The sequence below is a fragment of the Paraburkholderia graminis C4D1M genome (assembly GCF_000172415.1).
In the GTDB taxonomy this organism is placed as follows: domain Bacteria; phylum Pseudomonadota; class Gammaproteobacteria; order Burkholderiales; family Burkholderiaceae; genus Paraburkholderia; species Paraburkholderia graminis.
The window spans coordinates 12240-26120 of sequence record NZ_ABLD01000019.1 but is presented as its reverse complement, the minus strand read 5'-3'; the positions used below and the strand labels follow the sequence as shown (position 1 = coordinate 26120).

11 protein-coding genes, 1 tRNA gene and 1 pseudogene are annotated in these 13881 nt (G+C 63.6%); 4 read left to right on the top strand and 9 right to left on the bottom strand.

The features are described from left to right. Positions 1-240: 240 nt before the first annotated feature. The 8 genes and pseudogenes from BGRAMDRAFT_RS24150 to cysS form a co-directional block, all read right to left on the bottom strand. Entirely contained in the window at positions 241-471 is a 231-nt protein-coding gene (locus BGRAMDRAFT_RS24150) for a helix-turn-helix transcriptional regulator (RefSeq protein ID WP_006051485.1), read from the bottom strand. 336 nt (positions 472-807) lie between these two features. Next, on the bottom strand, positions 808-2013 hold the full coding sequence (locus tag BGRAMDRAFT_RS24145) for a tyrosine-type recombinase/integrase (protein ID WP_006051484.1): 1206 nt from the start codon (positions 2011-2013) through the stop codon (positions 808-810). Positions 2014-2172: 159 nt separating this feature from the next. Beyond that, positions 2173-2266 (bottom strand) — tRNA-Ser (locus BGRAMDRAFT_RS24140). Positions 2267-2465: 199 nt separating this feature from the next. Then, a complete protein-coding gene (locus tag BGRAMDRAFT_RS24135) occupies positions 2466-3716 on the bottom strand; it encodes an aspartate kinase (RefSeq protein ID WP_006051483.1) in 1251 nt (416 codons plus the stop codon). A 400-nt stretch (positions 3717-4116) separates the two neighbouring features. Beyond that, entirely contained in the window at positions 4117-5589 is a 1473-nt protein-coding gene (gene tilS, locus BGRAMDRAFT_RS24130) for a tRNA lysidine(34) synthetase TilS (protein ID WP_006051482.1), read from the bottom strand. Between the two features lie 63 nt (positions 5590-5652). Continuing rightward, positions 5653-6624 carry an acetyl-CoA carboxylase carboxyltransferase subunit alpha gene (locus tag BGRAMDRAFT_RS24125; protein WP_006051481.1) on the bottom strand — a complete coding sequence of 324 codons (972 nt, stop codon included), beginning with the start codon at positions 6622-6624 and terminating at the stop codon, positions 5653-5655. Between the two features lie 126 nt (positions 6625-6750). After that, complete coding sequence (locus BGRAMDRAFT_RS24120; protein WP_006051480.1) at positions 6751-7863, bottom strand: endonuclease III domain-containing protein; 1113 nt, start codon at positions 7861-7863, stop codon at positions 6751-6753. Between the two features lie 47 nt (positions 7864-7910). Further along, positions 7911-9307 (bottom strand): annotated as a pseudogene (gene cysS / locus BGRAMDRAFT_RS24115) (cysteine--tRNA ligase). Between the two features lie 345 nt (positions 9308-9652). Between cysS and BGRAMDRAFT_RS24110 the strand changes: the two are divergent. The 4 genes from BGRAMDRAFT_RS24110 to BGRAMDRAFT_RS24095 all read left to right on the top strand — a co-directional run bounded on the left by BGRAMDRAFT_RS24110 (position 9653) and on the right by BGRAMDRAFT_RS24095 (position 12665). Next, positions 9653-10525: a tetratricopeptide repeat protein gene (locus BGRAMDRAFT_RS24110; protein ID WP_006051477.1), complete on the top strand. Its 873-nt coding sequence runs from the start codon at positions 9653-9655 to the stop codon at positions 10523-10525. A gap of 45 nt (positions 10526-10570) precedes the next feature. Beyond that, positions 10571-11155, top strand: coding sequence for a peptidylprolyl isomerase (locus tag BGRAMDRAFT_RS24105; protein WP_006051476.1), 585 nt, complete (start codon positions 10571-10573; stop codon positions 11153-11155). Positions 11156-11326: 171 nt separating this feature from the next. After that, complete coding sequence (locus BGRAMDRAFT_RS24100; RefSeq protein WP_006051475.1) at positions 11327-11821, top strand: peptidylprolyl isomerase; 495 nt, start codon at positions 11327-11329, stop codon at positions 11819-11821. Between the two features lie 46 nt (positions 11822-11867). Further along, entirely contained in the window at positions 11868-12665 is a 798-nt protein-coding gene (locus tag BGRAMDRAFT_RS24095; RefSeq protein ID WP_006051474.1) for a UDP-2,3-diacylglucosamine diphosphatase, read from the top strand. Positions 12666-12889: 224 nt separating this feature from the next. Here BGRAMDRAFT_RS24095 and cysE read toward each other — a convergent pair whose 3' ends face one another. Continuing rightward, positions 12890-13801, bottom strand: a complete 912-nt coding sequence (gene cysE, locus BGRAMDRAFT_RS24090; RefSeq protein WP_006051473.1) for a serine O-acetyltransferase — start codon at positions 13799-13801, stop codon at positions 12890-12892. Positions 13802-13881 lie beyond the last annotated feature (80 nt).

Sequence of the window (13881 nt, the reverse complement as noted above, 5' to 3'; positions counted from 1 at the left end):
GATTACGTAATCCGGGACAGTCATGACAGTACGGATTCCAAAATAATATCTAATCGTCGAATAGCTCATGAGGCCGCCGCGCGCGTCTGCGTCCACCGCCCGGCCCCGCCGCTGCATGGACCATCGACGGCGGTGCCCGACTGCATGTCAGGACAGTGTCAGCCCCACGCCTCATCGCCCGACTCGCCACGGCGTGGAGCCAGCCATCACGCATGACGTAGTGGGCGTGCGTCGAACAGATCATCTTGACACACGCGTGCCTGCCACCTTGCGGTTTGCGATCCACGCGTCAATCTCGCTTTCGTACCACGCTACCCTTCCGCCGCCAATCTCGACCGGCCTTGGAAACTTGCCTGCTGCCAGATACCGGTAGACTGTGCTCGCCCCAAGGCTCACTCGCATGCGCACTTCGGGAAGGCGAATAAGGCGCGGCTTCGCGCTTTCGTGGCCGTCAATATGCTCGTGGTTCATCACGCTGGTCCTCCTGACGACGTCCGGATGCCACCGGACAGCCCCAGACTAGCGTGCTGCCGTAACCACATCAAACATCCCGTCAGGAGAAACGTTGCTACAGTGCAGGCCGATCCACGGCCGCGAACGTCCCATGGCTACCAAACAGTTCCCACCCGCCAGCGACCACCGGTCGATTCTTGCTCCAGCATTTGGCTCCCAGCAAAAACCTCACTATTTCAGGCAAAGTAGCTCGGACGCACGCGGATCCGGCGCGGCCGTGAATCACCGACAGCGCCCGTCAAATCCGGCGTGCAGTGGGCCCCGCGCACAGACATTGGAGTGGTCCTAGGTCAGCTACCCCTTCACCGCACAGTACGCCGCCCAGTCGTCCATCATCTGCCTGCGACGCTGGAACATATCGCCACGCCGGTATGCGGCCTCGACCTTGTCATCCACGGTGTGCGCCAGCGCCATCTCCGCCATCTCGTTGGGATAGGTCGTACACTCCGCCGCCCAGTCACGGAACGTCGAACGAAATCCGTGCACGGTGAGGCCCGTGCGCTTCATCCGGCGCAGAACCGTAAGCATGGCCATGTTCGACAGCGGCCTGCCCTTCTTCGCCCCCGGGAACAGCAGGTCGCCGTCAGCCTCGTCAAGCAGCCGGCGCACCAGTGCAAGCGCAGAACCAGATAGCGGAATCCGGTGGGCCCTTTTGGCCTTCATCCGCTCGGCGGGCACCGTCCATGAAGCCGCTTCCAGGTCGAACTCACTGCGAACCGCCCCGATGATTTCGTTTGTCCTGGCCGCTGTCAGGATGAGCAGTTCGAGCGCGCGGGCCGCCAGGCCGTCCTGCGCGCGCAGTGCCTTCATGAACGCTGCCGACTCCCTGTACGGCAGGGCGGCATGGTGCTGGACCTTCCGCACCTTTGTGCGCGCGGGCAGAATCTTGTCGAGGTGCCCCTTCCATCGTGCCGGATTCTCGCCTTCCCGGTACCGGTGCACCGTCGCCCAGTCGAGCACCGACTCGATGCGCCCGCGCACGCGGCTGGCCGTCTCGGGCTTCATCTGCCAGACTGGCTCGAGCACGCTCACGATGAGCGTCGTGTCGATATCGCGCACGGCAAGCGCGCCGATAATGGGTGAAGCATAGGTGGCCAGCGTGTTCTCCCATTGCGCCACGTGCTTTTCGTTTTTCCAGCCTGCGCGGTTCGCCTTGATGAATGCCCTGGTGCACTCATCAAACGTACGGCTGCGTGCGGCTATCGCGACCTGCTGTGCGCGCTCCGCACGCCGTGCCTCGATCGGATCAGCACCTTCGAACAGCATCCTGCGGCAGCGCGCTGCAAGTTCGCGTGCCTCAGCAAGTGAGACGACATGCAGTGATCCCAGCCCCATCTCACGCAAGCGGCCTTCGCGCCGGAAGCGGTAGACCCACGATCGCGTACGCGACACCGACACCTGAAGATACAGGCCGCCGCCATCGCAGTAATGGCCGGGCTTCTTCAGGCGCGCGACGCCAAGCGCGGAAAGACGGTGGATGGAGCGCGGATTTGAGCTCATGGCGACCTCCCTGCTACCCATACTACTACCCATACTTCCGGTTGCAATTGGGGGGTATGAAGCGGGAAGGTCCGGCACAAGAAAAAACCCCGGAAGGCGCTTGTGGCGGCCTTCCGGGGTTTAGTCCGGGACATGGTGAGATGTCCCGGGAGGTGCTCCTGGCGGAGACGGAGGGATTCGAACCCTCGATCCAGGTTTTGGCCCAGATGCTCCCTTAGCAGGGGAGTGCCTTCGACCTCTCGGCCACGTCTCCCAAACTTTCGCTCGCGCAGGGAGTCAGCGCGACGAAGCCAAGATAATAGCGGGCCGGACCGCCAAGGTCAATGTCCGACGAACACTTTTTGTGCCAATGTCGTCATTGACGAAGGATTTTTTTCGCCAGGCCACGCATATGTACAACAACGAACGAGGCGCTCCTGCACGCCCCGCCGCTTCTACCAAATCACACCCAGTTACGCCTGATCCAGTTCGAACGCCTTATGCAGCGCGCGCACTGCGAGCTCCATATACTTCTCGTCGATCAGCACCGAAATCTTGATTTCGGACGTCGAGATCATCTGGATGTTGATGCCCTCTTCCGATAGCGTGCGGAACATCGTGCTCGCGATGCCCACATGCGAACGCATGCCCACGCCGACCACCGAAACCTTCGACACCTTCGGATCGCCCAGCACCTGCTCGGCCTGCACGTGACCCTTCACCTGGTTCGTGAGGATGTCCATCGCGCGCTGATAATCGCCGCGACCCACCGTGAACGTGAACGCCGTTTTGCCTTCGACGCTCTGGTTCTGGATGATCATGTCCACGTCGATATTCGCGTCCGCCACCGGGCCGAGAATCTGATACGCGATGCCCGGCTTGTCGGGCACACCCATCACCGCGATGCGAGCTTCGTCGCGCTGGAACGCGATGCCCGAGATGACTGCTTTTTCCATGGTCTCGTCTTCTTCAAAAGTAATCAGGGTGCCCGACTTCATTTCAGCGTCGAGCGGGATGAGCGGATCGGTCAGGCTCGACAGCACGCGCGTCTTCACCTGATATTTGCCGGCGAATTCCACCGAGCGGATCTGCAACACCTTCGAACCCAGGCTTGCCATTTCCAGCATTTCTTCGAACGTCACGCGATCGAGCCGGCGAGCCTCTTCGACCACGCGCGGGTCGGTCGTGTAAACACCGTCGACGTCCGTATAAATCAGGCACTCGTCGGCCTTCAACGCAGCCGCGACCGCGACCGCCGACGTGTCCGAGCCGCCGCGGCCGAGCGTCGTGATGTTGCCGTCCGGGTCGATGCCCTGGAAGCCCGTGATCACGACCACCTTGCCCGCGTCGAGATCGCGCAGCACGCGCTCGCCGTCGATGTCGCTAATGCGCGCTTTCGTGAACGCGCTATCCGTTTTGACCGGCACTTGCCAACCCGCGTAGCTCACCGCGTCGACGCCGGCTTCCTGCAGCGCGATGGCGAGCAGCCCTGAGCTGACCTGCTCGCCGGTCGCGGCGATCATGTCGAGTTCGCGCGGGCTCGGCTGGCTCGTGATCTCTTTCGCGAGGCCGAGCAAGCGGTTGGTTTCGCCGGACATTGCCGACGGCACGACGACCATCTTGTGGCCGGCCTTTTGCCATTTCGCGACGCGCTTGGCGACGTTCTTGATGCGCTCGACCGAGCCCATCGAAGTGCCGCCGTATTTATGTACGATGAGTGCCATTGTCGTTCTGAACTGAAGGAGAAACCGCGCTGGCGCGCTCGCGACGACCGCACAAAAGCACAGGGGCGCAACGTCTTGTGAACGGCGGCGAAGTGTGTGGCGGCGTAGATGCAGCGCGCGTGCAGCACGCGCGGATTTGCCCGTGATTGATCGCTAATGGCTTACCGGAAAACTCGGATCACGATCGGAAAACCGACAAAAGCGAGGGCAAAAGCGGGTCGGGCAAACAAGTTAACGTACCCGATCAGAGGCAAAAAGACAAGCTGCGAAGGCCGTGGCGACGCGTGCCGCGGCGCTTGCGCGGCGTTCCGTAATGCATATTCGCGCTTTAGCTCGCGCTCAGAATCGCGCCCTATTTGGACGACAACCCGTTCGATGAAGCCAGTGCCCGACCGGCCGGTCAGGCGATCAGCAAGTCCTCGCGCCAGACGATTCGCACGCGCGCTTCGTCCGGCGCTACGTCAGCGTGCGACGCCGCGTGGTTCACGCCGAGCAACGGGACGAACAGCAGTTCATCGCCGAGAAAAAGCAGCGGCACGTCGCGCTTCCACGCGGGAATGCCGCGCTCCTGGAACAGGTTCTTCAGCGTTCGACTACGCGCGCCCGGCGCGTCGCTCGTGCGCATGCGTTCGCCGCCGTTGCGCGAACGCGCGCGCAGTGGTGCCTGTTGCAGCAGGCTCATCGGAATGGTGTCGTTGAGCGCGGCGTTAATGGCATTGGTGGCATTCGCCGCGTTCACCGCTAAAGCGTCAACCGCTTCAAACACAAACGTCCCGCGCCATTGCGGCAAGCGCCACGTCGCTTGCCCCTGCCACACCAACTCGCTGATCTCGCGCGCCGCAAGCGAAGTTTCGTCGGCGGGATCGCTGCTGTCGCCCGCTTCCCAATACACCAGCCCGCGATAGCTGCGCAGCGCATGACCCGCATGATCGACGCGCAGACGATGCCCGTCACCGCCCTCGCCCACTTCGCGCAGTTGCCGCAGCGCATCGCCAAGACGCGCGCTCGACGCCGCGATGAAGCCCTGCGAGCGCATCCAGTAACGCATCAGATTGAGCGCGCGGTCGTCATCGAGTGCGATGAGCGCGTCATGCGAGAGCGCGCTGCCGTCGTCGCGCGAGACGGCGTCGAGGTCGATGCGCGCAAGCTCATCGAGCAAGCGCTGCGCCGACGCCGCATGCGACGCCGTGCGCGCGAGCGCGTCGCGGAAACCGGGGAAGTGAACGGCCAACGCGGGCGTGACCTGGTGGCGCAGCGCGTTGCGCGCATAGCGCGTGTCCGCATTCGATTCGTCGTCGATCCAGCGCAGTTCGCGCGCGCTCGCATAGCGTTCGATCTGTGCGCGCAGCAGATGAAGCAACGGCCGCACGCGCGCCGCCGCGGCGCCCGCAGGCGAAAACTCCGGCGCCATCGCCGCGAGGCCCGCGAGGCCCGCGCCGCGCAACAGTTGCAGCAGCACGGTCTCCGCCTGATCGTCCGCGTGCTGCGCGAGCCATAGCCAGCCGATGCGGTGCGCCGCGCACAGTGCGTCGAGCGCGCGATAACGCGCATCGCGCGCCGCGGCCTCCACGCTCACGCCCGCATCGCGCGAAACGTCGACGTAACGCACGACGAACTCGACCTCGCGTTCGCGCGCGAACGCCTCGCAATGCGCGAGCCACGCATCGGCGTTCGGACTCAGGCCGTGATGCACATGAAACGCGATGCAACGCGACGAGCCGGCGACACGCACGGCCGCGTCCAGCAGCACGCTCGAATCGACGCCGCCGCTAAACGCAACGGCAACGCGCGCGCTCGCGGGCAGCGCGGCAAACGCAACACGAACCGCCTCGAGAACGAGGCGGTCCGCAGGCGATTCGGCGATGGGAGTCATGTCGCTAGCGCGGTTGCATTAGTCATGCGTCGCGCCGATGGACGAAAGAAAACGCGCGCGGGCTCAGACGCCCGGCGTCGTTTCCTTGAACTTGCCGTACGACATCAAACGTTCGAAACGGCGTTCGCGCAAGTCGTTGATGCTCATGCCCTGGAACTGACGCAGCGAATCGGCGAGCGCACGGCGCAGCATCGCCGCCATGCCCTTCGGATCGCGATGCGCGCCGCCGAGCGGCTCGTTGACGATCTTGTCGATCAGACCCAGCGCCTTCAGACGATGCGCGGTGAGACCGAGCGCCTCGGCGGCTTCCGGCGCCTTGGCCGCGCTTTTCCACAGAATCGACGCGCAGCCTTCCGGCGAAATCACCGAATAGGTCGAGAATTGCAGCATCAACACGCTGTCGCCGACCGCGATAGCCAACGCGCCGCCCGAACCGCCCTCGCCGATGATCGTCGCGATCAGCGGCGTCTTCAGTTCGGCCATGACATACAGATTGCGGCCGATTGCTTCCGACTGCCCGCGTTCTTCCGCGCCGATGCCAGGATAGGCGCCGGGCGTGTCGATGAACGTGAAGATCGGCAGGCTGAATTTTTCGGCGAGACGCATCAGACGCTCGGCCTTCCGATAGCCTTCCGGGCGCGGCATGCCGAAGTTGCGCAGCGCGCGCTCTTTCGTGTCGCGGCCCTTCTGATGGCCGATCACCATGCAGGCCTGGCCATTGAAACGCGCGAGGCCGCCGACGATCGACAGGTCGTCCGCATAGTGGCGGTCGCCGTGCAACTCGTGGAAATCGGTGAAGAGCTCGTTCACGTAGTCAAACGTGTACGGGCGCTGCGGATGTCGGGCGATTTGCGAAACCTGCCACGGCGTGAGGTTCGCGTACAGATCTTTCGTGAGCTGCTGGCTTTTCTTGGACAGCCGCTCGATCTCTTCCGAAATATCGACGGCCGAATCGTCCTGCACGAAGCGCAATTCTTCGATCTTCGCTTCGAGTTCAGCGATCGGCTGTTCGAAATCCAGAAAGGTGGTCTTCATTGGTTTTAATCCTTGGACTTACCGGCAGCGCGTATTCTAACCGCGCTCGCCGATGTCAAAACCACTTCGCAACTATCAAAATCTAACAATTGATAGTTTCGCCAAGCGGCATTGCTTCTTCTGCTTTCAGTAGTCGACCGGCAACGGGTCCAGACTACGCCACATATACCAGGTGGCGACGGTGCGCCACGGCTCCCAGTTCGCCGCGACCTCGCGCGCTTCGCTGCGCGTGACCGGTTCGCCACTAAAGTAATTCACGCTGATCGCGCGGATCAGACCGAGGTCGTCGAGCGGCAGCACATCGGGACGTGACAGGTTGAAGATCAGGAACATCTCCGCAGTCCAGCGGCCGATGCCGCGAATCTGCGTGAGTTCGGCGATCACCGCCTCGTCTTCCATGGACCGCCACTTGCCGACGTGCAATGCACCCGACACGAAATGCTGCGCGAGGTCGAGCACATACTCCGCCTTGCGCCTCGACAAGCCGCATGCCGTGAGCTTTTCCTGACCCAGCTTGATGAACTGCTGCGGCACGAGCTTCGGACAAGCCGCCGCGACTTTGGCCCAGACGGCCTGCGCGGACGCCACCGAAATCTGCTGACCGACCACCGAGCGCGCGAGCGTGACGAACGGATCGCCGCGGCTCAACAGATGCACCGGACCGAACTTCGGAATCAGCTTCTTCAGAATGCGGTCGCGTTTGACGAGGTCGGCACACGCCTTGTCCCAGTAGTCCGGACGCGTGACTTCGGGCGCAAGCCCGGCGATCTGCACCGGCACCGCGACCTCGCTTGCGCTCGCCGCTTCGCCGCCCGCCGAAGACGACGCGCGCGTCTTGCGCACGATCTCGCCTTCCTGGTTCTCTCGCGTTTTCGCGACGCGCGCGAGCTCCTGCACGTCGCCCGCAAGTTCGGCCGGCAACGCGCCGTTCGCGCTACTCGGCTTCGCACGCGATGCCTTCGCGGACGACGCCTTCGTGCGCCGCGTGGCGGACGAAAGCGACGACGCCGCGGACGAACCCACATGCGCAGGCGCGGACGCGCCGTTCAACGCGCGCTTGACCGCCGTCTTCTTCGAGGCGCCGCCAACGGTTTTTGCCGCCGCTCCCGCGCCTTTCGACGTTGCTGCCTTCACCGCGCCGCTTGCCGTGCGCGCCGACGTTCGAGTCGACTTGGGCGCGGCTGCCGCGTTTGTTTGAGACGTGGCTCGTTTAGCCGGCGTCTTCGTGGCCGTTGCCATCCTGCCTCCTGCCTGGCGAGTCGTTCAGAGGGAAGTACGAGGTGCGCTCACACGCGCCGCCACTCGGTTAGCCCGCCGGGTTTGTCTTCAAGTGCAACGCCGGCCTCGAGCAATTCCGCCCGGATCCGGTCTGCTGCTGCATAGTCCTTCGCCTGCTTGGCGGCCACGCGCTCGGCGATCTTCGCTTCGATCGCGGCGGGTTCCAGCGCGCCTTCTACCGCGGCGCCCGCTGCCTGCTGCAGGTATGCACGCGGCTCGCGCCCGAGCAGCCCGAGCACCGCGCCGAGCGAGCGCAGTTGACGGGCCAGCGCGGGGTCGCGCGTGCGGTTCACTTCAGTTGCCAGCTCGAACAACACCGACACCGCAACCGGCGTGTTGAAGTCGTCGTTCATGGCTGCCTGGAAACGCTGCGCATGCGCTTCGTTCCAGTCGAGCGCGGCGCCGTCCGGCGTCACGTCTTTCAGCGCCGTGTAAAGGCGGCCGAGGGCGTTGCGGGCGTCGTCGATATGCACGTCGCTGTAGTTCAGCGGCGAACGATAGTGCGCGCGTGCGATGAAAAAACGCACGACCTCGGCATCGTACTGCGCCAATACCTCGCGAATCGTAAAGAAATTATTCAACGACTTCGACATCTTCTCATTGTCGATCTGTACGTAGCCGTTGTGCATCCAGTAATTCACGAACGTTTGACCGGTCGCAGCTTCACTTTGCGCGATTTCGTTTTCGTGGTGCGGAACTGCAGGTCCTGTCCGCCGCCATGAATGTCGAAACGTTCGCCGAGCAGCGCGCACCCCATAGCCGAGCATTCGATATGCCAACCAGGACGGCCGCGGCCATACTTCGAGTCCCAGCCCGTGTCCGCGGGTTCGCCCTCTTTCGACTGCTTCCACAACACGAAGTCGAGCGGATCTTCTTTCGCGTCGTTCGCGGCGACGCGCTCGCCCGCACGCAGATCCTCGAGCGACTTGCCGGAGAGCTTGCCGTAGCCCGCGAACTTGCGCACCGCGTAGTTCACGTCGCCGTCGCTCGCCTGATACGCGTAGCCGTTCGCCTCGAGCGTCTCGATCATGCCGAGCATCTGCGGAATGAAGTCGGTGGCGCGCGGCTCGATGTCGGGACGCGCGATGCCGAGCGCGTCCGCATCTTCATGCAACGCATTGATGAAGCGATCGGTCAGCGACTTGATCGTCTCGCCGTTTTCGACGGCGCGACGAATGATCTTGTCGTCGATGTCCGTGATGTTGCGCACGTACGTGACCTGGTAGCCGAGCGTGCGCAGCCACCGCTGCACGATGTCGAACACGACCATGACACGCGCATGACCGACGTGACAATAGTCGTACACGGTCATCCCGCAGACGTACATCCGCACGACGCCTGCTTGCAGGGGCACGAAAGTTTGCTTGTCACGCGCGAGCGTGTTGTAGATGCGCAGTGATTCCATAGAGAACGGTGCGTGGGCCGAAAGAAATCCGCAATGTGTTTCGTGCGTGCCGCCCCCGAACACGACGGCGGGGACGAATTGTTGCCGACTGTTGCCTATTGCCTGTTACCTGTTCGGACGGGCTCTGATCAGACTTCTTGATGACCAGACTATTGCCCGACGTGAAACACGCACAGCGGCGACTGTTGAAACACGCACAGCAGCAAACCGGTGCACCTGGTGCGGCGGTCAGACTGCTATCAAGGCGGAGACGACCACGAGTGGCGAAAAGACAGCCGGCGGTTCGACGGAACGCGCAGACCTTTTGTTAGAATGGCTCGGAGTATAACACCCAGACCCGAGCCTATGAAACCTTCCAGCGGCCGCGCGCGCAGCGCTGCGACCCTCGCCGCGACGGCGTTTGGCGGCCTTGCCGGCACCCTTGTTCGCGCCTCTGTTGGCGGCCTTGTTCGCGCCCCTGTCCGCGCCTCTGTTGGCACTTCGGTGCGTGGCTCAGTGCACGGCGCTGGCGGCAAGTTCGCGCGCGCCGTCACGCTGCGCGTCGCCGTGGCCGTCGCGCTCGGCATGCTGCCGGGCGCCGCCGCCTTCGCGCAGAAAACGCCTACCATGCCGCAAGGGCCTGCCGTGCGCGACAACACGCCGGAGATCGACGCGTCCATCGCGCAAAAGGACTGGCAAGCCTCGCTGACGCAACTCGATGCGCGCATCGCGTCGAATCCGCGTGACGCGCAGGCGAAGTTCAAGCGCGCCACGGTGCTCGCGCATCTGAACCGCGACGACGAAGCGATCACCGCGTTCACCGAACTCACGCAGTTGTATCCGGAGTTGCCCGAGCCGTACAACAACCTCGCCGCGCTCTACGCCAAGCACGGCCGCTACGCGGAAGCACGCGCGGCGCTCGAAACCGCGACCAAGGTCAACCCCGGTTACGGTCTCGCTTACGAGAACCTGGGCGACCTCTATCTGCGCATGGCCAACGAAGCGTATCGCCGCGCGCAAAGCCTCGGCAAGGCGAACGCCACGACCACGCAGCGCATCGCCGACATCCAGAAAATCGTATCGCCGCCGAAGACCGCGAAAGCGCCGAAACGGGCCGCGGCCGCGCCGCAGGAATACACGCCCGGCTCCACCGCGAACATGACGCAAACGCCGAGCTTCCAGTACGGCGGGCCCAACGGCTCGCTCGCCATGCCGCCTTACATGGCACCCTCGCAATAAGGCCGCCGTCGCGGTCATACGTTTTGTCCAACCCTGAGGATTTTCATGAAATGGTTGATGTTGGCGCTCGGCAGCGCCGCCCTGATCGCGAACGCACCCGCGTTCGCCCAGTCCGGTTCGCAAGCCGCGCATCCGTCCGTCCTCCTCAAGACGTCGGAAGGCGATATTCGCGTCGAGTTGTATCCTGAGAAAGCGCCCAAAACGGTCGCCAACTTTCTCGACTATGTGAAGTCCGGCCAGTACAGCGGCACGATTTTTCATCGCGTGATTCGCGGCTTCATGATCCAGGGCGGCGGCTACACGCAGAGCTTCGCGGAGAAGCCCACGCGCGCGCCGATTCCGCTCGAAAGCCGTAACGGTCTGAAGAACACGATGGGCACGCTCGCGATGGCGCGCACCAGCGACCCGAACTCCGCGACCGCACAGTTCTTCATCAACACGGTGGACAACGCGGGCCTCGACTATCCGAATCCGGACGGTAACGGCTACGCGGTGTTCGGCAAGGTGACGAGCGGCATGGACGTCGTGAAGAAGATCGAAGCCGCGCCGACCACCACGCGCGGTCCGATGGGCGACGTGCCGCAAAAGCCGATCGTGATCGAATCGGCTACCGTGGTCGGCGGCAAGTAACGGAACAACCCAGAGCAACACGGAACAACACTGAACATCACGCACGCGTAGAAGCGTCGAACTCACGCCCCGCGCGGCCCGCCGTCAAACGCATCGACGCGCACAGATTGCACAGCGCACGACGGCTCGCCGCGTCTTTTCCACCCACCCCGTTCATCAAAGGATTCCATCATGGTTGAACTGCATACGAACCACGGCGTCATCAAACTGGAACTGGACGCCGAGAAAGCGCCGAAGTCGGTTGAGAACTTCCTCAACTACGTGAAGGCCGGCCACTACGACAACACGGTGTTTCACCGCGTGATCGACGGCTTCATGATTCAGGGCGGCGGCTTCGAACCCGGCATGAAGCAGAAGCCGACGGCCGAGCCGATCAACAACGAAGCGAACAACGGTCTGAAGAACGTGAACGGCTCGATCGCGATGGCTCGCACGAACGACCCGCATTCGGCGACCGCGCAATTCTTCATCAACGTGAACGACAACGACTTCCTGAACCACTCGTCGCCGACGCCGCAAGGCTGGGGCTATGCGGTGTTCGGCAAGGTGGTCGAAGGCATGGACATCGTCGAGAAGATCAAGAAGGTCAAGACGGGCTCGAAGGGCTTTCATCAGGACGTGCCGGTCGACGACGTCGTGATCGAAAAAGCCGTGGTCGTCGACTGATTGCGGACGCGCCTTAACTAGAAAAACTGCGATACAGGCACCTTCAATGCTGCAAGAAAAGCCGCTGCGAAGCGTCGCCGCGGGCGTGCCTGGCGAGGGCAAACGCCCGCACGCCGCACGCCCGTTTTTGTTCCTCTCCGACATTCATTTGAGCGAGGCGATCCCGCGCACGGTCGCCGCGTTCGAACACTTCATTCGCGTCAACGCCGACCAGGCCGACTCGGTCTTTATTCTCGGCGATCTGTTCGAGTACTGGATCGGCGACGACATGCTCGCCGAGCCGTTCGTCGCGCGGATGGCCGCGCTGTTGCACACGCTGACCGAGCGCGGCATTGCGCTCTACATCATGCACGGCAATCGCGACTTTCTGCTCGGCAAGCGTTTCATGAAAGCGGCCGGCGCGATCTGGCTGCCCGACCCGTTCGTGATCACCGCATTCGGCACGCGCATTGCGGTCGCGCATGGCGACCGTCTGTGCACCGCGGACCGCGGTTATCAACTGTTTCGCGGATTCGCGCGCAACCGCCTTGCGCAGATGCTGTTTCTCGCGTCGCCCTTTTCGTGGCGTCAGGCGCTCGCGGAAAACATGCGGGCGAAGAGCGAGGGCGGCCGCATGCGTCCCGTTTCACTCAAATACGACGTGACGCCCAAAGGCGTCGCCGCATTGTTCAAGTGGTCGAAAGCGGCGACGATGATTCACGGGCACACGCACCGCCCCGCGCGTCATCGCGAGCCGGGCGGCATACGCTGGGTGCTGCCCGACTGGGATCTCGATCATGGCGAGCGACGCGGCGGTTATTTGCGCGTCGATTCGGAAGGGATTCGGGCGTTACCGCTCGATTGAGAGCGGTGGTGAGAGGTGGTGCGTTGCGCGGCGTGATGAGGTGGTGTTTCACCCGCGGCGTGACGAGGCGATGCGCCGCCACGGCGGCATGAAAAGGTCGTGTCTTACGCGTAGCAGCGAGACCACGCTGCGCCCCGCCTCCGGCCGCATGATGATGTGCTGTGCCGCCGACGGTGGCATGAAGAGGCGGTGCCGCGCTCACGGCCCCGCGCATCTTCGAGCCTTCAACGCGCGGCCACCGTCCCCTCCACCTTGCCCGCGATCGCCGCGGACAAACGGCGTAAATCGAGCAGCGCGGCATCGGCGCCTTGCAGGCCTTCCAGGCTCGTACCCAGATGCTCGAGCGCCACGACGATTTCATCGATGCGCTTCGCTTGCGTCGCGGCATGATCGATCAGCCCGTGGATGGCGAGCGACACAGGATCGTCTGCATTCGGCGTGATGCCGTACGCGCAAAAATCGCTGCGCCTGGCTGCAACTTTCGCGTGTTCGTCATCGCGCGTCACGCCATTCGACAAAGCGCCGTCGTTCGCCGTGGCATGCGAAGCTACACCCGCGCGACCATTGACCGGCATGCCAACAGCGGCAGCCTTCGCCACGGCAGATACAGCAGCAGCCGCCGCCGGCACGATGATTCGCGCCGGATTGCCGACCGCCGTCCCGCCGGCGGGCACAGGCTTCGTCACCACCGCATTCGAGCCGATCTTCGCGTCCGCGCCGATCGTGAACCCGCCGAGCACCTTCGCGCCCGCGCCCACGATCACGCCGCGCTCCAGCGTCGGATGCCGTTTCGCGCCGCGTGTAAGCGACGTGCCGCCGAGCGTGACGCCCTGATAGATCGTGCAATCGTCGCCGATCTGCGCGGTCTCGCCGATCACCACGCCCATGCCGTGATCGATGAAGACTCGCCGTCCAACGGTCGCGCCCGGATGAATCTCGATGCCCGTCATGAAGCGCGCCATCTGCGAAACGAAACGCGCGAGCCAACGGCGCCGCGCTCGCCAGCACGCATGCGCGAACCGGTGCAGCACCAGCGCGTGCAAGCCCGGATAACACGTGAGCACTTCCCAGGCACTGCGGGCGGCGGGATCGCGCTCGCGGATCGTGGCAATGTCTTCGCGAAGTCTCGTGAACATGGCAGGGACTATGTTATGTGGGGAAAAGCCGCGCGCGAAACGTCATGCGCGCGTGCGCGGCTGCCGCATAGCAGATCGGC